The following is a 26,955-nucleotide window of genomic DNA, read 5'->3' as shown; positions in this document are numbered from 1 at the left end:
CTCAATACTATTACCCACTTTACCATATTTCCTTTGAATTTGCTATAGTTTTCTGGTTTTATGGACTAAAGCGTGCTATAATTTTAATGATTCAATTACGATACTTTTATCAGGAGAAATCACTATGATCCACGATATTTTAGATCTTCATACCCATACCATCATGAGCGGCCACGCCTACAGCACCATGCAGGAAATGATCCGCTCCGCGTCTGAAAAAGACGTAAAACTTCTTGGCATCACCGAGCACGCTCCGCGGATTCCCGGTGCCTGCCATCCGTTTTATTTCATCAACTTTAAGGTAGTCCCGCGGGAACAGTTCGGCGTAAAGCTGATCCTTGGCTGTGAACTGAATATCATCGACTATGAAGGCCATATTGACCTCGAGCCACGCTACCTCAACGGTCTGGACTACGCCGTTGCCAGCATCCATGAACCATGCTATAACAGCGGAACCGTGGCGCAGAACACAGCGGCTTACCTCGGTGCCATGAAAAATCCGGCAGTCCAGATCATCGGTCATCCGGACGACGGGCGCTTCCCCATTGACTACGAGACTCTGGTCTGCGCCGCCAAAGAGCATCATGTCCTCCTGGAGGTCAATTCCAGTTCCCTGCACCCGGAATGCCACCGCTTAAATGCAAGGGAAAATTACATCACCATGCTGGAGCTGTGCCGGAAGCATCACGTATCCATCATTATGGACAGCGACGCCCACAGCGATGCTGACGTAGGCAACCACACCCGCGCGCAGGCACTTCTGGAAGAGATCGGCTTCCCGGAAGAGCTTGTGGTGAACACTTCCATAGACAAAGCAGCAGACTATATTCCGTATTTAAACAAACCGCTCTATCTGGGAGGACAAGCCCATGATTAACTTTTTAAACCTGGAATACTTTCTGGTGGCCGCCGAGGAACTGAACTTCACCAAGGCCGCCAAAAAGCTGTTCATTTCCCAGCAGTCCTTAAGCAACCACATCTCCAATATGGAAAAAGAGTTCGATGTCATCCTCTTCAACCGCACCACGCCCCTGACCTTAACCTATGCCGGTCAGGCATTAAAGGCCAAGGCCCGCCAGATGCTGGAGCTGCGGGACGAGACCTACCGGGAGCTTTCCGACATCAAAGATTTCTCTGTCGGCCAGCTTACCCTGGGACTCTCCCACACCCGCGGACGCGTCATCCTGCCGGAAATCTTACCGGTATTCAAAGAGCGGTATCCAAACATCGACTTAAAGCTGGTGGAGGGCAATTCCTCCGAGCTGGCTGATGACCTCCTGCACGGCAACATCGACCTGATCATCGACATGCTCCCATTTAAAGTGGAAAATGTCGAAACTGTGCCGATCTGCGAGGAAGAAATTCTGCTGGCCGTCCCGGACAGTGTTCTGGAGCACGCCTTCCCAGGCCGCTTAAAAGAGATTAAAAAACAGCTTTCGGAGCATACCGATTTAAAGCTTCTGGCAAACTGCCCGTTTCTTCTGATCAACAAAGGAAACCGCGTGCGCACCATTGCGGATGAAATGTTTGAGGAGGCTCAGATCACACCCAACATCGTACTGGAAACCGAAAACATCCAGACCGTACTGGCACTGGCTGAAAAGGGTATGGGCATCACCTTTTACCCGCGTATGTTCATCTCCGGCCAGACCGAAATGCAGGAGCTGAAAAACGGACAGGGACCATTAAACTTCTATTCCCTGGATCATCCAAAGGCCCACGGTGTTCTGGCAATCGGTTACCACAAAGGCCATTATATGTCACAGGCCACCAAAGAATTCATACAGACCGCAAAAGAAACCATATAGGAGGGACCAACTATGCCTAACCCTTTTTTAACAAAAAAGCTGGAAAAACAAGCTCCCCGAAGTCAGCTCCCAACGAGGAAATCCAGCAGGATCTTTCCATCATCCAGGACCGTGAACTGCAGATGGCCGGTTTTGAAGAGGCGCTTCGCCAGAATCAGGAACTGCAGGACAGCAAATACAAGCTTCTTGGCGTCACGTACAAAGACGGCCCGGAAATGAGTCGGCTCAAAAACGCGGAAAAGCAGCTTCTGAGCTTTTTTTCCGAGCGGAAGCTGTCTCCGGATCCGAACGCCTTTGAAGAACAGCTTTCAGAGGCAAAAAATCTGTACAGAGAGCTCATTGAAAGCTGCAGGGCTTACACGCTCAGCCATAAGCGTCCCTGGACTGCTTCCGGCAAAGCCCGCAAACAGATGGTCCTGCAAATCTGGAAAATTGCGGAACTTGAAGACTCGAAACTGCAGGCCACCGCAGAGGTTCTCCAGAAACGGAATATGGAGGACGCCAGCTGGGCTAATGTACTGGGTGCCATGAGAGTGGCCCATATCGACCTCTCTTCCCATGAGATTGAGACGACCGGCGGCGGCACCAGCGATGTCACAGTGATCAAATACCCCAACACGAAACTGTTTTATAAAAAAGAAGAAAAACTACTTCCGCTGCGGGAAGATGTGAAAGCGCTGATCCAGCAGAAACCGGAGTGGAAGTCCCATGAAGCACTGATCACCAAACTCCTATCACTGATTGATAACGAGAATCCTATCAGCATGGGTAATATGGCCCTGGCTTCTTATAAGGATCTGGGGATTTTCCTTGCCATGATTTCGACAGATCTTACCCTCACTTCCGAAGAACAGGCAGAACTGAAGACATTCATGCCGGAATTCTCTGCTGCTTTTAAAAAGCTCAATACCCGCTTTGGCATTGCAAAAGATGCCGGAATTGAACCAGGACAGGATCTTTCCAAGCGGAATGTTGCCACCTCCAGAATGGCCAGTCTCCTCGGCATTCCCGGTCTGGTCACCGATTCCGCTGCTGTTGTGCTGAAAACCGGACAGGAAAATTCTGAAAACGGCATCGTAACCGTTATGGCCAAAGGAGAGCAGTTCGAGACCATCCGCCAAAAGGGTCTTCCGGTAACCTCCAGCCCGGAATTGATAAAAAGCCTCATAAATCTCCAGCTCCTGGATACCATCTGCGGACAGGTCGACCGCAACTCTTCCAATCTGTTTTTTACCTACGAAGAACGGGATGGAAAACGGATCCTGAAAGGAGTAACCGGAATTGACTCCGACATGGCCTTTGGAACAACCGCTTATGCTGCCCTGGAAGAAAGAAGGGATGGCTTCCTTCAGTTAAAACCGATTGAACAGAACGGAACCTGTACTCTGCCATACCTTGACCAGACTGTCTGCGCGCACATTCTGTCCCTTGATAAAAATATGGTCTTCTTTGTTATGTCCGACCTGCTGAACCAGAAAGAACTGGATGCCCTGTGGGGACGCATCGAAGGAGTACAGAACCTTCTTTTAAAGAACATAGACCGTATGACCGATGATACATGGCCCGATTCCAATATTATCGCGCTCCGGAATCAGTACAACGGAACCTACTTTAACAAAATTTCAGATCTGCTGGCATAAGATCCGGCATCTGCAGCTGCAATATTTGTTGAAAAAATATTTAAAAAATGCGGAGAAAAGGATTGACATCCTTCTCCGCATTTGCTATAATCCAATCATAGTAATCATTACTATTATCTCTTGATGAAAAGGAGCTGCAATGAAGATATTAAAATACAGCCGTCAGCGGGAATCCATCAAAGCAAGTCTCATGAACCGCAAGGATCATCCGACCGCAGACGCCGTATACGCAAGCATTCGCGAGGAGTTCCCGAACATCAGTCTCGGTACCGTATACCGGAACTTAAACCTTCTTGTAGAACTTGGAGAAGTCCAGAAGCTCACCTTCGGGGACGGAAAGGATCACTTTGACGCAGACACCAGCCTGCATTACCATTTTGTATGCAGAAGCTGCGGAGCCGTCATTGACCTCCCCATGGAGCCACTTTCCGCCATTGACCAGAAGGCACAGGCCTGTACCGCAGGCCAGGTAGAAGATCACACTATCTTCTTTTTCGGCCGCTGCGCGGACTGCTGCAGGAAAAATCAGCATTAGCCGAAAGATCCACGGCCGCTATGTTACAAAAAGCATCACTGGTCAGACTGCAGGCAGGTCAGTGCCGGCAGTCCGCCAACACAAATAAAACTATATTTCACATGTAAAGGAGAAACGAGTTATGAAGAAATGGGTTTGTACTGTATGTGGTTATGTTTACGAGGGAGACGCTGCACCGGAATTCTGCCCGGTATGTAAGGCACCGGCTTCCAAATTCAAAGAGCAGGCAGGCGAGATGACCTGGGCCGCTGAGCACGTAGTAGGCGTTGCACAGGGCGTCAGCGAAGACATTCTGGCTGACTTAAGAGCAAACTTCGAGGGAGAGTGCTCTGAGGTTGGTATGTACCTGGCTATGGCAAGAGTTGCTCACAGAGAGGGTTATCCGGAGATCGGCCTTTACTGGGAGAAGGCAGCTTACGAAGAGGCTGAGCACGCTGCAAAATTCGCAGAGCTGTTAGGTGAGGTTGTAACCGACTCCACCAAGAAGAACCTGGAGATGAGAGTTGCCGCTGAGCACGGCGCAACCGAAGGCAAATTCGACCTGGCTAAGAGAGCAAAAGCAGCAAACCTGGACGCAATCCATGACACCGTTCATGAGATGGCAAGAGATGAGGCAAGACACGGGAAAGCATTTGAGGGCCTGTTAAAGAGATATTTTGGTTAATTACCTGTATATGATTGCTTAAAAAACGGGAGACTTCCGGTTGGATGTCTCCCGTTTTTGCATTCAGAACTTTACTTTGCCATTTCCAGGATTTTTAATACATCTTCTTTCTGTAATACTTCCAGGCCGCCAATCGGTTCATCGATGGTTTCCTTCTCAGCCAGTTCTTCCATCAGGACGCAGCCCTGTTCTTGCTGTAAACAACTTATTTCTCTTATAAAAACATTGCCATGTATACCGGCAGATGAAGAATTCCATCTTTCTCCATCACATCTTTTGTATACAAAATGTAAGCATTTCCTATTTTAGAAGCAAACTTGCTCCTGAACTTATCCAGAGAAGCATGAGAACGATAATTTCCAGATTTTACTTCTATCGGCACAATCCGCTTTCCTTCCGTAATCAGAAAGTCGATTTCCATGTGATTTTCCCTGTTTTCTTTATCACAGCGGGAATAAAAATAAAGCTTATGGCCATTTGTTCTTAACATCTGCGCCACTGCATTTTCCAGTATCATTCCTTCATTGATATCCAGTCTGTCAAACAGAATTGCCTTATAGAGTTCATTATCCGTATAAGCACCATCCATAAATGTCTGTGTGGTAAGAAGTCCTGTATCTGCCATATAACACTTTTGTGTTGCATGGTCAGCACTTAACGCAAGTCCCACATTCGGATCCGTAGCGTTAAAACAGGTATTTACAATCATTGCTTCATTCAACCAGACAAAAGAATCTTCAAATGAACGGAAACGCGCATTTTTGTCCAGTGATGACAATTTATACTTCTTTTCTTTCTTGGATAACTGGCCCGGAATTCCATCAAATACTGCAAATACTTTATCCTCATAGCCATCTGCGAATTTAGCAACATCATCCCGGTAAAGACGGAGAATATTGCGTTTCGCCGTATCCGAAGCCTCAAAATCTTTCCCATTCATGTAAGCCAGAACCGATTGAGGCATTCCGCCTACGAGAAGATACTGGCGAAAGCTGTTCATAACCTTTCGGTGAGCCCCCTGCCCTAATGGCATTTTCTTTTCAAAGCACTCCCGAATAAAAGATGTTGTAACCTCATCCCCCATTGCCCATAAAAATTCTTCAAAATCCAACGGAAACATTTCAATATGCTCCTCTTCCGATGGAATAATGATATCCTTTACATTTTTCTTCAGGCGAATCAGAGAACCCGTCTCCAAATAATCATAACGTCCATCTGCAACAAGATATTTAATAAGCTGTCTGGCCTGCGGAAACTGCTGTACTTCATCAAAGATAATTAAGGATTCTCTCTTCGGAAGTGCCTTTCCATAAAAAAGAACAAGCTTTGCAAAAAACAAATCAAAATCCGTTGTATCATTCTCAAAAAGCGCCAACACATCTTTTGGGAGATTACCAAAATCAACAATAATATAGCTTTTGTATTCATTTTCTGCAAACTGCTCTGCAATATAACTTTTTCCAACCCGCCGTGCCCCATCAATCAGTAAAGCTGTTTTTCCGCAGCTTCTGTTTTTCCAGGCAACAAGAGAATCATAAATTTTTCGTTTCAGCATCTGCCCTTTCCTCCATTTAGCAACACATGAAAACTCCTTGTATAGTATACGCTGATATCTCCAGTTTATCACATGGATGCACGAAAAGGCAAGCTCAGACAGTTCTATTTTGCACGAAAAGACATATTAAATCATTCAGTTTTTGCACGAAAAGACATATTATATATGCGGCTGTATTCTCAGATTTTTATTCCCACAAGCTTCGCCACCCGCATCTCCAGCCTGATACCGGCAAACCACAGTTTCGCGATCTGTTCCTGGAACGGATTGATATGCAGAAGCTGCGGAGCCGTCATTGACCTCCCCATGGAGCCGCTTTCCGACATTGACCAGAAGGCACAGGCCTGCTTCTGCTTTCCTGCTATTCTACGGTAATAAAAAACACAGCCAGAATGGTACTGGTAAAAGCTCGAAATCATGGCTTTTATCAGTACCGTTCTGGCTGATTTTATTTCTCTCTTAGCGGATTCAATACAGCAGAAGCCGGTTATCCCGGCATTCCGCGGAGCATAAATATGGGTATACGTGTCCGGCTATGCAGCGACTGGTGTTTGAGGGAGGCGGACGTTTCGTCCGACTATCCGCAAACATCTGTCAGCTGCATCGTCCGAACACAATACCCATATTTTGCGCAGCGGTATGCCGGGATTACCGGCTTCGGACCTTTATTGCTATTGCTTTTAAATTTTTATGCCTCCGGCTTCTCAACCTGTACGATTGCTGCCTTCTGCATCGGGATGCGGCAGTTTTTGTTGCTGCCAAACTCTACGATCACGGTGTCATCGGTCATGTCGATAATTACGCCGTAGAAACCGCTGCTGGTCAGTACGCTGTCGCCGATAGCAAGGCTTGCCATCATCTCGTCTACTCTCTTTTTCTCCTTCTTCTGCGGACGGTAGCCCATGAAGTAGAAGATACCACCCAAGATTACCACGTATAACACGATCATCATGGTCGGGTTTGCTGCTGCAGTTGCTAATAACATGTTGTCCTCCTTGCGGCTGTGCCTGCGCCTCGCTCTGGCCAGCCTTATTCGTTTTTGTTTAAAAACCCCGAAATGTTAAGAAACTATTCCTGCGGGCCTTCCTCCATACCGGCAAGCTTCTGAGCCTTGTACTCTGCGTACCGGTGCTGTTCGATCGCGTCGCGGATCTCTTCCATCATTTTATTATAAAAATACAGATTATGCAAGACGCACAGACGCATTCCCAGCATTTCCTTCGCCTTGAACAGGTGACGGATGTATGCTCTGGAATAGGAACGGCATGCCGGGCACTGGCAGCCTTCCTCGATCGGACGCGGATCAAGCTCGTACTTCTGATTTAACAGATTGAGCTTGCCGTGGTTTGTGTATACATGACTGTGGCGTCCGTTGCGGGACGGGTAAACACAGTCAAAGAAATCCACGCCGCGGTCTACCGCCTCTAAAATGTTCGCCGGAGTTCCAACGCCCATCAGGTAAGTCGGCTTGTTCTGCGGAAGATGCGGAACGGTTACATCGAGGATGTGATACATCTCCTCATGGGTCTCGCCTACGGCAAGGCCGCCCACTGCGTAACCGTCCAGATCCATATCCGCGATGGTTTTTGCGTGCTGGATGCGGATGGAATCCACAACGCCGCCCTGGTTGATACCGAACAGGAGCTGCTCCTTGTTGATGGTATCCGGCAGGGAATTCAGTCTTGCCATTTCCTTCTTACAGCGCTCCAGCCACCGCGTGGTGCGGTCTACGGAATGCTGGATATAGGAAAGCTCCGCATGGCTCGGCGGGCATTCGTCGAAAGCCATGGCAATGGTAGAAGCCAGATTGGACTGAATCTGCATGCTCTCCTCCGGTCCCATAAAGATCTTGTGTCCGTCAATATGGGAGCGGAAGGTTACACCCTCTTCCTTGATCTTTCGAAGACCGGAAAGGGAAAATACCTGAAAGCCGCCGGAATCGGTTAAGATCGGCTTATCCCAGTTCATGAACTTATGAAGTCCGCCAAACTGCTTGATCAGCTTGTCGCCGGTCCGCACATGCAGGTGGTAGGTGTTGGACAGCTCCACCTGAGTGCCGATCTGGCGCAGGTCATCGGTGGAAACCGCGCCCTTAATGGCGGCCACCGTGCCTACATTCATGAAAACCGGAGTCTGGATGGTGCCGTGCACGGTCTCAACCTCAGCGCGCTTGGCCCGTCCGTCCGTTGTGATCAGTTTATATTTCATAATTATTTCTCAGCCTTTTTCTGTTTTCTGGTAGTCAGGACATACCAGAGAGCACCGGTCACGCATACGGAAGAATAGGTTCCGCAGACGATACCAACCATAAGCGGCAGGGCGAACTCACGGATGGAGGATACGCCCAGAAGGAACAGAACGAATACCATGATGAAGGTAGTCAGGGAAGTATTGATGCTTCTGGTAAAGGTCTGGGTGATACTTAAGTTTACGATCTCTTCCAGTGTCTGCTTGCTGCCTGCCTTCTTCAGTGCCAGGTTCTCACGGATACGGTCGAAGATAACGATCGTCGCGTTGATGGAGTAACCTACAATGGTCAGCATACATGCGATGAAGGTGGAGCCAACCGACCACTTCGCCAGGGAGTAGAAGGTAACAACAACCAGAACATCGTGTACAAGAGCCAGGATTGCGCTGGCTGCAAAGCGGATATCCTTAAAGCGGAACCAGATGTACAGCAGCATCAGAACTGTTGCAATGGTCACAGCCCATACGGCATCCTTCTTCATCTCGGTGCTGACTGCGCCGGAAATGCTCTCTGCGGTGATCTTCTCAGCGTCAACACCAAAATTCTCAACCATGGCATCCTCTAACTGCTGTCTCTGCTCTACGTCCAGAGTCTTGGTCTTGATGATAACCTCGTTGGTACCGGCAACCTTCTGGGTCTGAACGTCTGCGTCACCAGTAATCTTGGAGACAACCGGAACAACCTTTGCGGAAATATCATCCAGGCTCATATCCTCATTGAAGGTGACGTTGGTGGAGGTACCGCCGGTGAAATCCATGCCATAGTTTAAGACGTAGCCGGTCTGGCCCTTGTGCAGAGCCATGCCTGCCCAGCCTGCCACGATGACAGCGATGGAAAGGATGAAGCAGATATTCTTCTTTCCGAGGAAGTTGATGATCTTTCCGTCCTTCTTGGTTCCATAGAATTTCGGTTCCTCAAAGCCTACCGCATACAGGGCATACAGTGCGCCCTTGGTGATGAACAGCGCGGTAAACATGGAAAGCACGATACCGATCGCCAGCGTGCTTGCGAAGCCCTTAACGGTACCTGAACCACGGAAGTACAGGACTGCAGCAGCAATCAGGGTAGTGATGTTTCCATCCAGAATTGCAGACAGTGCCTTGGAGAAACCTGCCTTGATCGCGGATTTTACGCTGTGTCCGAGACCGATTTCCTCCTTGATACGAGTGAAGATGATAACGTTCGCATCCACCGCCATACCAACGGAAAGGATGATACCGGCTACGCCCGGAAGCGTCAGCGTAATATCAAATGCAGTCAGCATGATGAGTACCAGGCCAACATACAGAGCCAGGGCAATGACAGCAGCCACACCCGGGATAAGGTAAAGCACCATCATGAATACGGCAACGATCGCAAAACCGATGGCACCTGCCTTTAAGCTGGTGGAGATAGCCTGCTGGCCAAGCTGTGCTCCGACTACGTTAGAACGCAGCTCCTGCAGCTCCAGGGAGAGGGAACCGATACGGATGGTTGCCGCCAGGTTCTCAGCCTCGGTATAATCGGTCATGCCATCGATCTGGCACTGGCCTCCGGTAATGGCCTCACGGACCACCGGGTTAGAGTAGATCTGGTTGTCGTAAATGATGGCAATGCGCTTGCCTACGTTTGCGGAAGTCGCGTCAGCGAATGCCTTGGTTCCTTCCTCAGTGAAGGTCAGGCTTACCACATAGGATTTCTGACCATTCTGCTCGATGATTCCCGCTTTTGCGGAAGCCACCTGGTCACCGGTTAAGAGGGTCTTACCGGTCTCGTCAGTAAAGATCAGGGAACCCGGCTTACCGAGTTCTTCCAGAATTGCGTTTGCATCGGAAACACCCGGAATATCAATGTTGATCCGGTCGCTTCCCTCCTGGTACACGACAGCCTCTGTACTGTAGTTCTGTACACGCTGCTGCAGCTTGTAAATGGTATCGGACATTTCCTCCGATGTCGGATTCTCATCAACAGCCTGATACGTGATGCTGACACCGCCGGCCAGGTCAAGACCCAGCTTGATGTCATCCATGGTATCATAGCCGAAGAATCCGAACAGTCCCACTGCGAACAGCAGGACCAGCAGGCCGAGAAGGCCTTTTACTTTGCTGTTCTTCATCTTATTTCTCCTTTTATTCTTCGTCGGCAAGAGCCGCCTTAATCATGATCGCACACTCGATACGCTTTTTCTGCATCTCGCATCCGATCTCATAAGCATCGGTAATGGTTCCGTGGAAGTTGTAGGAATTGGCTGCGCAGCCGCCACTGCAGTAGAATCTTGCAAAGCAGTCTCTGCACTTTTCTTTTGCGTAGACGTTGCAGAGCTTGAACTCATCCCGGATATCCGTTCTGGTAATTCCGGTGTCTACATTGCCCATCAGGAAATCCTCCTGGCCCACAAACTGATGGCATGGATAGAAATCGCCCCACGGGGTAACTGCCAGGTACTCCGTACCTGATCCGCATCCGGAAAGACGTTTTGCCACACACGGTCCCTGGTTTAAATCAATCATGAAATGGAAGAAATTGAATCCTCTTCCCTCTTTTTTGCGCTTGATATACTCAACTGCCAGCTTGTCATACTCCTCCATGATCTTCGGAAGATCTTCCTTCCGGATCGCGTACGGCTCATCCTCCGCTCCGACTACCGGCTCGATGGACATCTGGTCAAATCCAAGATCTGCGAAATGCTTCACATCCTCAGAGAAATCCAGATTGTTGCGGGTAAAGGTACCGCGGACATAGTAATCCTTGCCTGCGCGGCTCTTCGCGAACTTCTGGAACTTCGGAACGGTGATCTCATAACTGCTGCCGTGACCGTTTCTGGTAGGACGCATGTAGTCATTGACTTCCTTACGTCCGTCCAGGCTCATGACTACATTGCTCATCTCACGGTTACAGAAGTCCATGATCTCATCGTTTAACAGCACACCGTTGGTGGTGATGGTAAAGCGGAAATGCTTGTTGTTCGGCTCCTCCAGAGAACGGCCATACTCAACCAGCTGCTTTACCACTTCCCAGTTCATAAGCGGCTCGCCGCCGAAAAAGTCAACCTCCAGGTTGTGGCGGTTACCGGAATTGGCTACCAGGAAATCCAGTGCCTTTTTACCTACTTCAAAGCTCATGAGAGCACGGCGTCCGTGATACTCACCCTCTTCCGCAAAGCAGTACTTGCAGCCCAGGTTACAATCATGGGCAATGTGCAGGCAGAGTGCCTTCACAACTGTCTTTCTCGCCTTGAAATCTGTCACATAAGTCTGGTAAATATCCTTCGTGTACAGCTCCTCTGCGTTGATCAGCTCCTGAACCTCGTCCAGGGCCTCTTTTACATCTTCAGCCGGGTAGGTCTTGGAAAGCTCAGCCTCTGCATTCTTTCTTGCGGTTTCCGGAATCTGCACCGGGGACATCACCTCTCCGATGACCGGCTCTAACAGCGCAACCGCATCGTAAACTACATCGTCTACTACATGGACAGAGCCGCTGGCAATGTCCATGACAATATTATATCCGTTATTTTTATACTGATGAATCACTCAAAATCTCCTTTTTAATCAAGTCCCTAACACACACATAGGCAGACGCAGATAAAAGTCCCTGTTTTTCAGAACCCTTATCCACCTCTGCCATCTTTTACCGTGTAACTATTCCAGTTTTACAGAAACTATTGTTATAATTATCTGTTTGCGTTCTCGCAGCTCTGGTTGCCAACGGTGCAGGAAGTCTTGCATGCAGACTGACAGGAAGTCTGGCACTCGCCGCATCCGCCCTTCTTCATGGACTCCTTCAGAGTTTTATTGTTTAAAGTCTTTACATGTTTCATGATATCTGCCTCCTCTGTTTTTGTTGCTCTCTGCCGCCCTTTTGCTGAGTCTGACCCGAAAAGGCCGCAATCGCATATTTTCGCGTTGATTATACCATATACAGGGAGTGTCCGCAAGTTAAAGTTTCCAGGCAGTTAACGCTTGTTTTCCTGAATCCCGGCCTGTTTTAATACATTCTCCAGACGTTCGAGGTCTGTTCGGGAAACCTTGCTGCTTTTTCTTAAAACCACCAGTGTTTCTGAGAAAATTTCCGGAGCTCTGCCATGAAACTCAGGAAGACCCTTTTTCCCGGCAAATTCCAACGATGCGGTAAAGCAGCCCACGTTCATCTCCGTCGGATCTTCCTTCGCTTTTAACGCATACTGCATCTCCCAGTACGGGTGAAGGCCCTTAAAGGCCCGGATCGCATAGACCGCCGCCGCAAAATCCAGAAGAAACGCAGCGCCGGCAACCGGAAGTTCCCGTATGCTTAAGAAAAACACCGCGAACAGAATGACCGAGAGAAGAATGAAAAAGTAACAGGTAAAAATATTTTTCCGGTTCTTCTCATATTCCTTTTCCACAATCACCTGATAATCTGAATATTTCATGCTGTTCCGGCTCCTTTTCCTTTTTTATGCGAAATCCGCCTGGCAGTAAACGCACTCACCATCCTTGAATGTCATCTGTGGAACAAATACCTGATGTCCGGTAAAGGTGTGCTCTGCAAGGTCTGTATACTGCATTTCTTTTTCCTTATGCTTTAAGATTACGACATCTGCTGTGGTACCCTCTGCCATGGATGCCAGCTCCGGCATGCCGATGAGCTCAGCCGGCTTCTTTGTCGCGCAGTCCAGCACATCCATCCAGTCCATGCCAAAGTCTACGAACTTGGATAAGATACGCGGCAGGGAGTGTAACGGCTGAAGGAAACAGCTGGAAGAATTGATATCACTGCTGATCACATCCGGCACAAAGCCCTGTTTGATGGATGCCTGGCATACTTCCAGATCGAAGTTGCTTCTTCCGTTGCAGGCGTCAAAGAGAACACCGCGCGCTCTTGCCTCTAACAGGCCTGCAAGCACCTTGCCGTCTTCGCCGATGCAGGTATGATCCTTGCCTTGGTAAATATGGCAGATCACATCACCCGGACGCAGCCAGGATGCCAGCTGGTCCAGGCCCACCGGACAGTCCGTTACATGAACAACCACTCTTGTTCCAGCCTTCTCCGCAATCTCAACGGTACGGCGGACGGAAGCTTCTACCTTGTCTGCCTCAATGATGCCATGGGAAATTCTGGTTTTCAGTCCAACCAGGTTGTCCGGATACTTCTTAAAGAATTCCACAATTTTTTTCTCATCCATCAGTGCCGGATCCAGATTCTCCGGATACTGGTTGTTGGACTGTCCGCCGGACGCTGCCAGCAGTAAATTCAGGAAACGCACCTGGGAGTTGGCTACGATGGTGCGGTAGATATGCTCATACATTCCGGTTCCGGCAGTTCCGCCGTCTACCACAGTCGTAATACCGCTGCAGAAAGATACAACATCTGCCTGCACACCGCCTTCGGAAGCGCCGCGCATATAATGTACATGATAGTCGATCAGGCCGCTGGTAACAATGCAGCCCTCCGCATCAATCACCTGACGGTACTGATGGTTTTCTGAAGGCGCAGCGAGCTTTCCAGTCACATCAAGAAATACTACCTGAACTGCTCTGAGTACAGCCAGTACAAAGCAGATGGTCATAATCCAGTAGAAGTTTGCTACTGGAATCTGTAAAGCCGGGCTGCGCTGTCCGGTCTTTGCGGTAACAGCAATCAGATCAAATCCGCCCTTTACCAGAAGTACAGTGAACGCACCCACGATTACCGTACATACAATGGTGATGATCTTCTGCACCGGTTTGCTGAGCATGGTGGTAAAAGTATCCACACGGATCATAGATCTGTTCCGGATTGTTGCCGGCAAGGAAAGAAATGCGCTGATTGCCAGGCAGTAACAGCAGACCTCATCCGACCAGCTTAACGCATTATTGAAGCAATAACGCATCACAACATTTGTGAATGAAAGGACTGTCATAATTGCCAGTAACACAGACATACAGCAGATTTCAAAATTCTTGTCGAGCCATTTTAAAGCTACCATTTTTTCCCCTCCTTAAGTAGTATTAAAACTGCTTTTTCTCACTTGACTGCATTCTATCATGCGAGTTAAAATAAGTAAAACAGCTAATAACGATACAGTCCAGAAGTTTTTCTTCTTTTTTGTTCATCTTATGAAAATATATTGAGAATTTTTGTGCATCTTGTCTGAAAACAGATCATATTGTAGCATTTGCCAGAAACTTTCAGGAGGGAATTTATTATGAACTTTAAAATACTGGAATACATTGTCGCGATCGCAGAAACCGGAAATGTCACCAAGGCAGCTGAACGCCTGTTCATCTCACAGTCCGGCTTAAACCAGCAGCTTATCAAGCTCGAAACAGAGCTTGGCACCCCTCTCTTTCACCGCTCCAAAAAAGAAATGCGCCCGACTCATGCCGGGCGTATTTATATCGAAAACGCAAGACGAATTTTAAAGATGGCACAGAACTGCGTCAGCCAGATCAATGATCTGTCCGACAATCCCCGCGGCACCATTTCCTTTGGACTTCCCTATGAGCACGGAGCTGACCTATTCATTAATATTGCAAAGGATTTCAGCCATGCTTTTCCCAACGTAGCCATCACTCTGACTGAGCAAAATGTACGGGAGATGGAGGAAAATGTCCAGACTGACCGGCTAGATCTGGCCTTTGTCATGATAAAAGACAAGCCTTCTTCCCGCCATTTTGACTATGTACACCTCTGCACGGAACGGCTGGTTCTCGGCATTCCGCGTAAACATCCCATGGCACAATATGCCGCCCCCACGGGGAAACCATTAAACACAATGGACTTAAAACACTTTAAAAATGATCCCTTTGCCTTCATGTTCTCCGGTTCCACTATGCGAAACGTCATTGATCCGCTGTTTGAGGATGCTGGATATCTCCCGAAGATCCGCTACGAAACCCATATGAACAATGTGCTGTACCGACTGGTCAGCAACGGACTGTGCTGCACCATTATGCCACAGTCCTATGTACAAAATGGCAGCGGCTCCGTCTGGTTTTATCCGGAACAGGAACCATCCTGGGACTGGTATATCATCTTCTCCAAAGATCGTATGCTGACCTCAGCGGACAGGTACCTGATCCAGCTTTCTCAGAATTATGCACAGAAAATAAAGGATTTCTGGGATCACTACGGTGTCGGCTTTCCGCCTGCTCTTCTGCCAGACACTGACTGCAGATGAAAAATGCGGCCTGCCAGCTTTCCCATCGTGAAAGCTGGCAGGCCGCATTTACCATCTGTTTTTATTTCTCATTTGTCTTCACTAGACGGAACTGCGAATAGCTTTTTCCCGGTATCATACCGCCCCGGTAGGATGACAGCTCGCTGACCGTCACCAGCTGGAACCCACGCTTTACCAGTTCCGGGATGATCGTCTCACTGGCATCGCCAGTCGCATCGTAAAGGTCATGCATCAGAATGATATCCCCGTCCTTTACCTTCTCAAGCACTGTCTGGATCGTCTGGGACGCGTCCCGGGTCTTCCAGTCCAGCGTATCAACACTCCAGAGAATCGCCGGCATGGAAATCGCGCCTGCAATGTTCATGCCTTCCACGGTCTTTGCGCCGCCGCAGGGACGCATCAGCACCGGAGAGATGCCGCAGGCATCGGAAACCACCTGGTTTGTCGCCACCAGCTGATTTGCCAGCTCCACCGGTGCCACCTTTGTCATGAGGGTATGGTCGTAGGTGTGGTTAGCCACCTCGCAGCCCTGAGCCACCATCTGTTTTAAGACATCCGGACTTTTGATAACCTGCTTTCCCACCATAAAAAAGGTAGCCCGGCCTCCGTTATCCTGCAGGCACTTTAATATCCGCGGCGTGACTGTCGGCGACGGACCGTCATCATAGGTCAGGGCCACCATGGGCCGGTTCGGATCAATATTTCCCGCGTAAGCCTCGCCTCCGGTCCGCTTCACCACAGAAATCCGCACACCGTCCACATGGAGACCCACGCCAACCGCTCCGGCCTCCGCGCCGTCTGAAGCCCATTCCGTCCACTGGGAATCCTGCAATACACTGTAAAGCACCTCATAATAAGTTGCCAGATCTCCGGTCAGTTCCATGGCAATGCCTTCAAGGGGCATACTACCGGCAGAATCTCCTGCCTCATTGCCATTCTCCTGCCAGTCCAGCCATCCGGTTCCGCTTAAGTTCACCCGGTAGCGGATGGTTCCGCTCATGCCCTCTGGCTGCCCGTTTAAGGTTGCGCGGAGCGCTGTGATGTAGGAATTTGCCGGTGCCATGCTGTAGGAATTGTCCGCAAAGAAATGGCTCCAGCCAACTCCGTTTACGGCAATTCCGTAAATAGCTCCCATATCCGGCAGATTTGCCCGGTACTGCTCAGCCTCCGCTGCTGCCAGGCTTTCTGCCTCTGCCGCGGACGCGCTCATGCTCTCCTGCATTGCCGCTGCCTGTACAGCTGCCTTCTCTGCCTTCCAGCTTCGCACACGTCTGGAAACCGCAGCCACCAGCACACCGGTCAGAACGCAGACCGCAAGCAGGCCCAGAAGCAGAATCCGTCTGCGGCGGCGCATCAGCTTCATCTTCCGTGCCTTCCTCGCCCGCATCTCCCGGATTTCCCGCTCCGAAAGCGGCCGCCCCGCCCTCCGGTCAGGGCGCTGCGGTGCGTTTCCACCTGTATTTCTTCCAGAATCCCTGTTCAAATTCGAATTCTCTCCCCCACGTAACTGACTCATACAATACCCATACTTTCTACAAAACTACTGGATGTTATTTACATATTGCGCAAACAGCACCGCGCATTTGCACCCCAAATCTTCACACAGCCAATACCGCAGGGCATGTAAGAAAACGACTTCCAGTATTTTCAGCATATCAGGTGTTTGCATCTTGAACACAGATGTCCGAATGCAGCGGATGCAAATCCGATGCAGGCGAACATCTGTTGTGAAAGCAAGCAAATAACGATATGTGAAAATATAGGAAGTCGTTTTCTTACATGCCCGGACCTTCTGCTATTACGGTCAGGCTATATTATTTTTTACTCTTCGCTGTCGTCGATGTCAAACACTTCCGGAGCCTCGTCCGCCATGTCGCCATCCTCATTGTCTCCAGACAGCAGGATCTCATCGTCATCCTCCAGAGCAATCTCGTCCTGTGGCTCTACATCTGTGTTGAGCTTTACAGAACGGTAACGCTTCATACCGGTACCAGCCGGAATCAGCTTACCAATGATTACGTTCTCCTTCAGACCGATCAGATGGTCAACCTTACCATTGATAGCCGCCTCGGTCAGAACCTTGGTGGTCTCCTGGAAGGATGCTGCAGACAGGAAGGAATCAGTAGCCAGGGATGCCTTGGTAATACCAAGCATAACCTGCTTGCCCTCTGCCGGCTGCTTGCCCTCTGCGATCAAAGCCTCGTTCATCTCGTTGAAATCCAGAACATCCATGGATACGCCCGGCAGCACATCGCTGTCGCCGCTCTCCTCGATGCGGATCTTCTTTAACATCTGACGAACGATCATCTCAACGTGCTTATCGTTGATTTCTACACCCTGCAGACGGTATACACGCTGTACTTCCTGGATCATGTAATCCTGTACGGCGCGGACGCCCTTGATCTTTAAGATGTCGTGCGGGTTTACGCTACCTTCGGTCAGCTCGTCACCGGCCTCGATCACCTGCTCGTCCTGAACCTTGATTCTGGATCCGTACGGGATCAGATAGGTCTTGGAGTTGCCGGTCTCCGGATCAGTAACCACGATCTCACGTTTCTTCTTTGTATCTTTCAGGGTTACAACACCGCCGAACTCGGTGATGATTGCAAGACCCTTCGGCTTACGTGCCTCAAACAGCTCCTCTACTCGAGGAAGACCCTGTGTAATATCTCCACCTGCTACACCGCCGGTATGGAAGGTACGCATGGTCAGCTGGGTACCCGGCTCACCGATAGACTGTGCCGCAATAATGCCGACTGCCTCACCAACCTGTACCGGCTGGCCAGTTGCCATGTTGGCACCGTAACATTTTGCGCAGACACCGATGTGAGACTTACAGCTTAAGACGGTACGGATCTTTACAGAATCACGGCCCATCTTGTTCAGCGCCTTCATAACAGCAGCTGCACGCTTCGGAGTACACATATGGTTTGCCTTTACAACCACTTCTCCGGTCTCCGGATCGGTAATGGTCTCAGCGATGTAACGGCCGGTGATACGCTCCTCCAGGCTCTCGATGGTCTCTTTGCCATCGGTAAATGCCTTGATCTCCATATACGGGATATCCTTGCCTTCGCAGCAGTCTACCTCACGCACGATCAGATCCTGGGATACGTCTACCAGACGACGGGTAAGGTAACCGGAGTCTGCGGTACGCAGCGCGGTATCGGACATACCCTTTCGTGCACCATGAGCGGAGATGAAGTACTCCAGTACATCAAGACCCTCACGGAAGTTGGATTTGATAGGAAGCTCGATGGTGTGACCGGTTGTATCTGCCATAAGTCCACGCATACCTGCCAGCTGCTTGATCTGCTTATCAGATCCTCGCGCACCGGAGTCTGCCATCATGAAGATGTTGTTGTACTTATCCAGACCGCCTAACAGGTCTTTGGTCAGCTGGTCATCGGTAGTCTTCCAGGTATCGATAACCTCTTTATAACGCTCTTCCTCAGTGATCAGACCACGGCGGAAGTTCTTTGCGATGCGGTCTACAGTTGCCTGCGCGTCTTCCAGAAGCTGCGGCTTGGATGCCGGCACGGTCATATCCGCGATGGATACGGTCATGGCTGCTCTGGTAGAATACTTGTAACCGATAGCCTTGATATCATCCAGGGTAACAGCAGTCTGGGTAGCGCCATGCACGTTGATGACCTTCTCCAGAATCTTCTTTAACTGTTTCTTTCCCACATGGAAATCAACCTCAAGTACCAGCTCGTTGCCCGGAACGCTTCTGTCAACGAAGCCCAGATCCTGCGGGATGATCTCGTTGAAGATAAAACGGCCAAGGGTGGACTCTACAACACCGGTTTTCTCGGTGCCGTCCGGCATGGTCTTGGTTACTCTTACTTTGATGCGGGAGTGCAGGGTCACAGCAGCGTTCTCGTATGCAAGAATTGCCTCGTTCACGCTCTTGAAGATCATGCCCTCGCCGGTTGCGCCCGGGCGCTCCTGGGTCAGATAGTAGATACCAAGTACCATATCCTGGGAAGGAACGGCTACCGGACCACCATCAGACGGCTTTAACAGGTTGTTCGGAGACAGGAGCAGGAAACGGCACTCAGCCTGTGCTTCCTGGGAAAGCGGAAGATGTACTGCCATCTGGTCTCCATCGAAGTCTGCGTTGAACGCGGTACATACCAGCGGATGCAGCTTGATTGCCTTACCTTCTACCAGGATCGGCTCGAAGGCCTGAATACCCAGTCTGTGCAGGGTAGGTGCACGGTTTAACATAACCGGATGCTCTTTGATGACATCCTCAAGTACGTCCCATACCTCGGACTGCAGACGTTCCACCATCTTCTTCGCGCTCTTGATGTTGTGCGCGGTTCCGTTCTGTACAAGCTCCTTCATAACGAACGGCTTGAACAGCTCGATGGCCATCTCCTTCGGAAGACCACACTGGTAGATTTTCAGCTCCGGTCCAACGACGATAACGGAACGTCCGGAGTAGTCAACTCGTTTACCAAGCAGGTTCTGACGGAAACGTCCCTGCTTACCTTTCAGCATATCGGAAAGGGATTTCAGCGCACGGTTGCCAGGACCGGTTACCGGTCTGCCGCGGCGTCCATTATCAATCAGGGCATCGACTGCCTCCTGCAGCATACGCTTCTCGTTGCGGACGATGATGTCCGGAGCGCCAAGCTCAAGCAGGCGGGCAAGACGGTTGTTACGGTTGATGATTCTTCTGTATAAATCATTTAAGTCAGAGGTTGCGAAACGGCCGCCGTCCAGCTGTACCATAGGACGGATATCCGGCGGAATAACCGGAATCACGGTCATGATCATCCACTCCGGCTTGTTTCCGGAATTTCTGAATGCCTCTACAACTTCCAGTCTCTTGATGATTCTTGCACGTTTCTGGCCGCTGGACTCTTTTAACTCACGTTTGAGCATCTCAGACTCTTTTTCCAGATCAATGCTCTTAAGAAGTTCAAGAACTGCCTCGGCACCCATTCCGACACGGAAGTTGCCGTAGCCCCACTTCTCAACCTCTTCACGGTACTCTTTCTCAGAAAGTACCTGCTTATACTGCAGGCTGGTCTGACCTGCGTCCAGAACAATGTAGGACGCAAAGTACAGAACCTTTTCCAGCACTCTCGGAGAGATATCCAGGATGAGACCCATACGGCTCGGGATACCCTTGAAGTACCAGATATGAGATACAGGAGCAGCCAGCTGAATGTGGCCGATACGCTCTCTGCGGACACTGGACTTGGTTACCTCAACGCCACAGCGGTCGCAGATTACGCCTTTGTATCTGATTTTTTTATATTTACCACAATGACATTCCCAGTCCTTGCTCGGTCCGAAGATGCGCTCACAGAACAGACCGTCGCGCTCCGGCTTTAAGGTACGATAGTTGATGGTCTCCGGCTTCTTTACCTCGCCGTGTGACCACTCCAGAATCTTCTCCGGGGAAGCCAGGCCAATCTTGATGGCATCAAATGTCAATGGCTGATAAGTTTCATTTGTCTCAGGCATGAGCGTTACTCCCTTCTATTATTCTTCATCAAAGGAATCATCGGTGTAGTCATCAGATTCCCCTTCGAAATCATCGCTGCTGTCATCGTCGCTCTCGACGCCAACCAGCTCTCCATCCTTGAACTCCTGCTGCTGATAGCCGTAGTCGCCAAAGGACTCGTCACGGTTGTAGCGGCTGTCGCCCTCAATGATGTGACGCAGATCGGTCTCGCCGTAATCTACGTTCTCACCGATTTCAACCTCGGTTCCGTCGTCACGCAGTACGCTTACATCCAGGCCCAGGGACTGCAGCTCTTTTAACAGTACCTTGAAGGACTCCGGAATGCCCGGCTCAGGGATGTTCTCGCCCTTGATGATCGCCTCGTAGGTCTTCACACGTCCGACAACATCATCGGACTTCACGGTCAGGATCTCCTGCAGAGTGTAGGACGCGCCATACGCCTCCAGAGCCCAAACCTCCATCTCACCGAAACGCTGTCCGCCGAACTGTGCCTTACCACCCAGAGGCTGCTGGGTAACAAGGGAGTATGGGCCGGTGGAACGTGCATGGATCTTATCGTCAACCAGGTGATGCAGCTTCAGGTAGTGCATGTGGCCGATGGTTACCGGGCTGTCGAAGTACTCTCCGGTACGTCCGTCACGCAGTCTTACCTTACCGTCACGCTGGAGCGGAACGCCCTTCCACAGCTCACGGTGCTCCAGATGGGAGCCTAAGTAATCCATAACTTCCGGTTTCAGGGTATCTTTGTATTTCTCTTCAAACTCCTCCCAGGAGGTGTTTACGTAATCGTTGGCAATTTCCAGGGTATCCATAATATCTACCTCGTTCGCGCCCTCGAATACCGGGGTGGAAATGTTGAAGCCCAGTGCCTTACATGCAAGGCTTAAGTGCATCTCCAGGACCTGTCCGATGTTCATTCGGGAAGGTACGCCCAGCGGGTTCAGCACGATATCCAGCGGACGTCCGTTCGGCAGGAACGGCATATCCTCTACCGGAAGTACGCGGGAAACGACACCCTTGTTACCATGACGTCCTGCCATCTTATCACCTACAGAAATCTTACGTTTCTGGGCAATGTAAATGCGGACAGTCTGGTTTACGCCAGGAGCCAGCTCGTCGCCGTTCTCTCTGGTAAATACTTTTGCGTCGATGATGACGCCGTAAGCACCGTGCGGTACTTTTAAGGAGGTATCTCTTACCTCTCTTGCCTTCTCACCGAAGATGGCACGCAGCAGTCTCTCCTCTGCGGTCAGCTCGGTCTCACCCTTCGGGGTAACCTTACCAACCAGGATATCACCGGCACGAACCTCAGCACCGATACGGATGATGCCTCTCTCGTCCAGGTCCTTTAACGCGTCGTCGCCGACACCCGGAACGTCGCGGGTAATCTCTTCCGGTCCGAGCTTGGTATCACGGGCTTCTGCCTCATACTCCTCGATATGAACGGAGGTGTAGACATCTTCCATAACCAGTCTCTCACTTAAGAGAACCGCATCCTCGTAGTTGTAACCCTCCCAGGTCATGAATCCGATCAGCGGGTTCTTACCGAGAGCGATCTCACCGTTGCTGGTGGACGGACCGTCCGCGATAACCTCGCCTGCCTCAACATGGTCGTTCTTGTAAACGAGCGGCTTCTGGTTGTAGCAGTTGGACTGGTTACTTCGTGAGAATTTGATCAGATGATAAACATCCTTTGCGCCGTTGTCATCTCTCTTGATGATGATCTCGTTGGAGGCGGAGCGCTCAACAACGCCGGCATGTTTTGCGACAACGCAGACACCAGAGTCAACAGCAGCTTTGCCCTCGATACCGGTACCTACTGCAGGTGCCTCAGTTCTTAAAAGCGGAACGGCCTGACGCTGCATGTTGGATCCCATCAGAGCACGGTTTGCATCGTCATTCTGAAGGAACGGGATCATGGAGGTTGCTACGGAGAATACCATCTTAGGAGATACGTCCATTAAGTCGATGGCTCTCTTCTGGAACTCGGAAGTCTCCTCACGGAAACGGCCGGCTACGTTATTGTTCACGAAATGGCCTTCCTCGTCGAGCAGGGTATTTGCCTGTGCTACGACGAAGTTATCCTCTTCGTCCGCGGTCAGGTATACAACCTCGTCGGTTACACGCGGGTTGGCCGGATCGGATTTATCTACAACACGGTACGGAGCCTCAATGAAGCCGTACTCGTTGACCTTTGCGTAGGTTGCAAGGGAGTTGATCAGACCGATGTTCGGTCCCTCAGGAGTCTCGATCGGGCACATACGTCCGTAATGGGTGTAGTGTACATCTCGAACCTCGAATCCGGCACGGTCACGGGACAGACCGCCAGGTCCCAGTGCGGAGAGACGTCTCTTGTGAGTCAGCTCAGACAGCGGGTTGTTCTGGTCCATGAACTGGGACAGCTGGGAGCTTCCGAAGAACTCCTTCACCGCTGCGGTAACCGGCTTAATGTTGATTAAGGACTGCGGAGTAATGCCGTCCATATCCTGGGTGGTCATACGTTCTCTTACCACACGCTCCATACGGGACAGACCGATGCGGTACTGGTTCTGTAAGAGTTCACCAACGGCACGGATACGACGGTTGCCCAGATGGTCGATATCGTCCGGGGTACCGATGCCGCCTTCCAGATGCATGTTGTAGTTGATGGAAGCAATGATGTCTTCCTTGGTAATGTGCTTCGGAATCAGCTCGGTGATATTCTTATGAACCAGCTTCTTTAACTCTTCCTGGTCATCACCAGCTTCTTCCAGAATAGTTTTTAATACCGGATAATATACTAATTCCGTAACACCGGCTTCCTTCGGGTCGAAGTCCACGTAAGCAGCCAGGTCAACCATTAAGTTGGAAAGAACCTTGTAGTTGCGCTCCTCAGCCTGGATCATAACATACGGAACAGCTGCGTTCTGCAGGGTGGTCGCAAGGTCTTTGTCGATCTTGGTGCCAGCCTCTGCCAGAATTTCTCCGGTGGTCTCATCTACCACATCCTCAGCCAGAATCTGGCCCTTGATGCGGTTCTTGAAGTGAAGCTTCTTATTAAATTTATATCTGCCGACTTTGGCCAGGTCATAACGACGCGGGTCAAAGAACATGCTGTTTAACAGGCTTTCTGCACTATCAACGGATAACGGCTCGCCCGGACGGATCTTGCGGTAGAGCTCTAACAGACCATCCTGATAGCTCTCTGCAGTATCTTTTCCGAAGCTTGCCAGCAGTTTCGGCTCTTCGCCGAACAGATCAATGATCTCCGCGTTGGTGCCATAGCCCAGTGCACGCACCAGTACGGTTACCGGAACCTTACGGGTACGGTCTACGCGAACGTAGAAGATATCATTGGAGTCGGTCTCATACTCCAGCCATGCGCCACGGTTCGGGATTACGGTACAGGTATACAGCTCCTTACCGATCTTATCGTGTCCGATTCCGTAGTAGATGCCCGGGGAACGAACCAGCTGGCTTACGATAACTCGTTCAGCGCCGTTGATTACGAATGAGCCGGTATCGGTCATGAGCGGAAGATCTCCCATAAAGATTTCGTGCTCGTTGATCTCTTCTTTGTCCTTATTGTAAAGTCTTACCTTTACCTTTAAAGGTGCAGCGTAAGTTGCGTCGCGTTCTTTGCATTCTTCGATGTTGTATTTGACTTCATCTTTACATAATGTAAAATCAACGAATTCGAGGCTTAAATGACCTGCGAAATCGGAGATTGGGGAGATATCTTCAAATACTTCCTTTAATCCTTCATCGAGGAACCACTGATAGGAGTCTTTCTGAATCTCAATCAGGTTTGGCATCTCAAGAACTTCTTTCTGTCTTGAGTAGCTCATTCTAACGCTCTTTCCCGATGTTACCGGGCGCATTCTGCTTTTCTCCATTGACGTTTCACCCCTGTTTTCTAATCTAATTTCTGGCATATTTTTGGGCGCAAAAAGCCCAGGACGCCACAATAGTGCACACTCCATAATATCATACGTCTGTCAAGGTGTCAAGTTTTTCCTTGCTTTTTTTTGCGTAAAATGCTATACTTTTTGTACAGGTTTGTCCTGTTACACAAAAGAACCTAATGGAGGTATGCCCCATGCAGACTTTTTTAAACGTTTTGCTGGTAATTCTGGTGATCGCAGTGATTGCTCTTGCAGTTCTGTACTTCCTGGGAAGACGACTCGAAAAACGTCAGGTTGAGCAGCAGCAGCTTCTGGAGATGTCCAAACAGACCGTTTCCATGCTGGTCATCGACAAAAAGAAAATGAAGATCAAGGATTCCGGTCTTCCAAAAATCGTTTACGAGCAGACTCCAAAGTACATGCGCTGGGCAAAGGTTCCGGTTGTAAAGGCGAAGGTAGGTCCGAAGGTTATGACCCTGATGGCCGACGAGCGTGTATTTGCATCACTCCCGGTTAAGACCGAGGCAAAAGTGGTTGTAAGCGGTCTTTACATCACCGAGATCAAGAGTGTCCGCGGCGGAGCAATCCCGCAGGCACCAAAGAAAAAAGGTTTCTTTGCGAGATTTAAAAAAGAAAATTAAGCTTAGGCAAAAAGAAGAGACAGACGGGCAAATTCGTCTGTCTCTTCTTTTTTAGTTTTCCCCAAGTTCCAGCTTCGCACAGCTCTTTGATGTCACATCCAGAACAATACGGCAGTCAGAAACATGGTCATAGTTAATATCGAGGGAATACTCCACCTCAACCTTCAGGTGGTCATCTTCTTCCTCAAAGCCAATCCGGCTGGTGGTCATCTCCACCAGCAGTTCTCCCATGGGAGTGGCATAGTGGGTCTGGGTCTTTTTGTCCACCTCAAATACCATGCTGGCAGACACCGGCCCGCTCTTTTTGATCTCCAGCTTCTCCGGAGTCAGTTTCATGGTATTGCGGATGGCTCCGTCCAGTCCCTCCATCACCTCATCATAGATCAGATAATGTTTGTTATTCTTCCAGAAGTAATCCCCTGCGGTGATCACTTCCACAACGCCCTCGTCGCCCTCCGTGGCCTGGAGGCCGCTTAAGCGGATCAGTACATCTCTTGTCATAATCCTCAACTCTCTTATGGCATATCTTGTTTTCGTCCTGTCCCGGCGCAGGATCAATACTCTTCGATATTGATTTTCTTGGTTTCCGTTACATCCTCCGGCAGGATGGAGCTTGCGAAATCCGTAAACTTCTCAGCCAGGTCGCTGACGAAAAACTGGTGTTTTTCTCCGGCAAATGGCGCAAAGGGATCACGGCTCAGCCCATTCTCCGCAAGAAGTCCGCGAAGCTCAATGGCAGTTTCGTAAGCCGGATTTACCAGCGTTACATCCTCTCCCATCAGACGCCGCATGGTGGAGCGCAGAAGCGGATAATGCGTGCAGCCCAGCACCAGCGTGTCAATGTATTTTTCTTTCAGCACGCTTAAATAGCGGGACGCGACCTCATCTGTCACCGGATCATGAAGCCAGCCCTCTTCCACCAGCGGACAGAACAGCGGGCAGGACTTCCCAAATACCTGAATGCCCGGTTTCATCTTTTTCATAACCTCGGTATAGATGCCGCTGCCAATAGTAGCCTCCGTTCCGATGACACCGATCCGGCCATTGCGGGTAGACTCTACCGCGGTCCGGGCACCGGCATTGATCACGCCGATGATCGGAATGTCCGATTCTGCTGCCACGGTGTCTAAGGTCAGCGCCGTTGCCGTGTTGCAGGCAATCACAATGGCTTTGACTTCTTTGGTGCGCAGAAAGCGGATGATCTGTCGGGAATAACGCAGGATGGTGTCTCTTGACTTACTTCCGTAGGGTACCCGGGCGGTATCTCCAAAATAAACAATCCGTTCATCCGGCAGCTGCCGCATGATCTCTCTTGCCACCGTCAGGCCGCCCACACCGGAATCAAATACGCCAACCGGCGCGTTTCTGTCACTCATGA

At 50.1% G+C, this 26,955-nt stretch carries 21 protein-coding genes; 7 read left to right on the top strand and 14 right to left on the bottom strand.

The window, feature by feature from the left end; translation table 11 throughout:
• Positions 1-124: 124 nt before the first annotated feature.
• The 5 genes from DWY84_RS05930 to DWY84_RS05910 all read left to right on the top strand — a co-directional run bounded on the left by DWY84_RS05930 (position 125) and on the right by DWY84_RS05910 (position 4,647).
• Positions 125-877, top strand: a complete 753-nt coding sequence (locus tag DWY84_RS05930; RefSeq protein ID WP_347560774.1) for a phosphatase — start codon at positions 125-127, stop codon at positions 875-877.
• Positions 870-1,808 (top strand): LysR family transcriptional regulator, encoded by a 939-nt coding sequence (locus DWY84_RS05925; protein ID WP_118531715.1) that lies wholly within the window; start codon positions 870-872, stop codon positions 1,806-1,808. Before DWY84_RS05930 ends, DWY84_RS05925 begins: the two co-directional genes overlap by 8 nt.
• Positions 1,809-1,930: 122 nt before the next feature.
• Positions 1,931-3,448, top strand: a complete 1,518-nt coding sequence (locus DWY84_RS05920; protein WP_118531713.1) for a hypothetical protein — start codon at positions 1,931-1,933, stop codon at positions 3,446-3,448.
• 139 nt (positions 3,449-3,587) lie between these two features.
• On the top strand, positions 3,588-3,983 hold the full coding sequence (locus DWY84_RS05915) for a transcriptional repressor (protein ID WP_118531711.1): 396 nt from the start codon (positions 3,588-3,590) through the stop codon (positions 3,981-3,983).
• A 121-nt stretch (positions 3,984-4,104) separates the two neighbouring features.
• Positions 4,105-4,647, top strand: coding sequence for an NADH peroxidase (locus DWY84_RS05910; RefSeq protein WP_118531709.1), 543 nt, complete (start codon positions 4,105-4,107; stop codon positions 4,645-4,647).
• Between the two features lie 214 nt (positions 4,648-4,861).
• Here DWY84_RS05910 and DWY84_RS05905 read toward each other — a convergent pair whose 3' ends face one another.
• From DWY84_RS05905 to DWY84_RS05870, 9 genes are all read right to left on the bottom strand, one after another.
• Positions 4,862-6,202, bottom strand: a complete 1,341-nt coding sequence (locus tag DWY84_RS05905) for an AAA family ATPase (protein WP_118531707.1) — start codon at positions 6,200-6,202, stop codon at positions 4,862-4,864.
• Between the two features lie 179 nt (positions 6,203-6,381).
• Positions 6,382-6,510 carry a hypothetical protein gene (locus DWY84_RS17955; protein ID WP_279220315.1) on the bottom strand — a complete coding sequence of 43 codons (129 nt, stop codon included), beginning with the start codon at positions 6,508-6,510 and terminating at the stop codon, positions 6,382-6,384.
• Positions 6,511-6,890: 380 nt separating this feature from the next.
• A complete protein-coding gene (gene yajC, locus DWY84_RS05900) occupies positions 6,891-7,187 on the bottom strand; it encodes a preprotein translocase subunit YajC (RefSeq protein ID WP_243024775.1) in 297 nt (98 codons plus the stop codon).
• A gap of 83 nt (positions 7,188-7,270) precedes the next feature.
• Positions 7,271-8,410 carry a tRNA guanosine(34) transglycosylase Tgt gene (tgt, locus tag DWY84_RS05895; RefSeq protein WP_118531705.1) on the bottom strand — a complete coding sequence of 380 codons (1,140 nt, stop codon included), beginning with the start codon at positions 8,408-8,410 and terminating at the stop codon, positions 7,271-7,273.
• Positions 8,411-8,412: 2 nt separating this feature from the next.
• Positions 8,413-10,545 carry a protein translocase subunit SecD gene (gene secD, locus DWY84_RS05890; RefSeq protein WP_118531703.1) on the bottom strand — a complete coding sequence of 711 codons (2,133 nt, stop codon included), beginning with the start codon at positions 10,543-10,545 and terminating at the stop codon, positions 8,413-8,415.
• A 13-nt stretch (positions 10,546-10,558) separates the two neighbouring features.
• On the bottom strand, positions 10,559-11,959 hold the full coding sequence (gene scfB, locus DWY84_RS05885; RefSeq protein WP_118531701.1) for a thioether cross-link-forming SCIFF peptide maturase: 1,401 nt from the start codon (positions 11,957-11,959) through the stop codon (positions 10,559-10,561).
• Between the two features lie 140 nt (positions 11,960-12,099).
• The gene (gene scfA, locus DWY84_RS05880; RefSeq protein WP_118531699.1) at positions 12,100-12,246 is read right to left on the bottom strand and encodes a six-cysteine ranthipeptide SCIFF; all 147 of its coding nucleotides are present in this window, start codon (positions 12,244-12,246) and stop codon (positions 12,100-12,102) included.
• Between the two features lie 135 nt (positions 12,247-12,381).
• Entirely contained in the window at positions 12,382-12,837 is a 456-nt protein-coding gene (locus tag DWY84_RS05875) for a hypothetical protein (RefSeq protein WP_118531697.1), read from the bottom strand.
• 24 nt (positions 12,838-12,861) lie between these two features.
• Positions 12,862-14,373 carry a TRAP transporter small permease subunit gene (locus DWY84_RS05870; protein ID WP_118531695.1) on the bottom strand — a complete coding sequence of 504 codons (1,512 nt, stop codon included), beginning with the start codon at positions 14,371-14,373 and terminating at the stop codon, positions 12,862-12,864.
• A 219-nt stretch (positions 14,374-14,592) separates the two neighbouring features.
• Between DWY84_RS05870 and DWY84_RS05865 the strand changes: the two genes are divergently transcribed.
• Positions 14,593-15,567 (top strand): LysR family transcriptional regulator, encoded by a 975-nt coding sequence (locus tag DWY84_RS05865; RefSeq protein ID WP_118531693.1) that lies wholly within the window; start codon positions 14,593-14,595, stop codon positions 15,565-15,567.
• A gap of 61 nt (positions 15,568-15,628) precedes the next feature.
• On the opposite strand, the gene DWY84_RS05860 is transcribed toward DWY84_RS05865, so the two are convergent.
• The 3 genes from DWY84_RS05860 to DWY84_RS05850 form a co-directional block, all read right to left on the bottom strand.
• Positions 15,629-17,050 carry a polysaccharide deacetylase family protein gene (locus tag DWY84_RS05860; RefSeq protein WP_178716321.1) on the bottom strand — a complete coding sequence of 474 codons (1,422 nt, stop codon included), beginning with the start codon at positions 17,048-17,050 and terminating at the stop codon, positions 15,629-15,631.
• Positions 17,051-17,388: 338 nt separating this feature from the next.
• Positions 17,389-21,051 carry a DNA-directed RNA polymerase subunit beta' gene (rpoC, locus tag DWY84_RS05855; protein ID WP_118531689.1) on the bottom strand — a complete coding sequence of 1,221 codons (3,663 nt, stop codon included), beginning with the start codon at positions 21,049-21,051 and terminating at the stop codon, positions 17,389-17,391.
• An 18-nt stretch (positions 21,052-21,069) separates the two neighbouring features.
• A complete protein-coding gene (locus DWY84_RS05850) occupies positions 21,070-24,927 on the bottom strand; it encodes a DNA-directed RNA polymerase subunit beta (protein WP_118531687.1) in 3,858 nt (1,285 codons plus the stop codon).
• Between the two features lie 203 nt (positions 24,928-25,130).
• Here DWY84_RS05850 and DWY84_RS05845 point away from each other — a divergent pair, with 203 nt between their 5' ends.
• Positions 25,131-25,577: a hypothetical protein gene (locus DWY84_RS05845; protein ID WP_118531685.1), complete on the top strand. Its 447-nt coding sequence runs from the start codon at positions 25,131-25,133 to the stop codon at positions 25,575-25,577.
• Between the two features lie 51 nt (positions 25,578-25,628).
• Here the strand turns inward: DWY84_RS05845 and DWY84_RS05840 are convergent, their stop codons facing one another.
• Positions 25,629-26,078, bottom strand: a complete 450-nt coding sequence (locus tag DWY84_RS05840) for a DUF1934 domain-containing protein (protein ID WP_118531683.1) — start codon at positions 26,076-26,078, stop codon at positions 25,629-25,631.
• 53 nt (positions 26,079-26,131) lie between these two features.
• Complete coding sequence (murI, locus tag DWY84_RS05835) at positions 26,132-26,953, bottom strand: glutamate racemase (protein ID WP_118531681.1); 822 nt, start codon at positions 26,951-26,953, stop codon at positions 26,132-26,134.
• Positions 26,954-26,955: the final 2 nt, after the last annotated feature.

Origin of the sequence: Clostridium sp. AF27-2AA (genome assembly GCF_003478505.1) — a bacterium.
Classification (GTDB): domain Bacteria; phylum Bacillota; class Clostridia; order Lachnospirales; family Lachnospiraceae; genus Brotaphodocola.
This window is presented reverse-complemented; position numbering and strand designations above follow the sequence as displayed.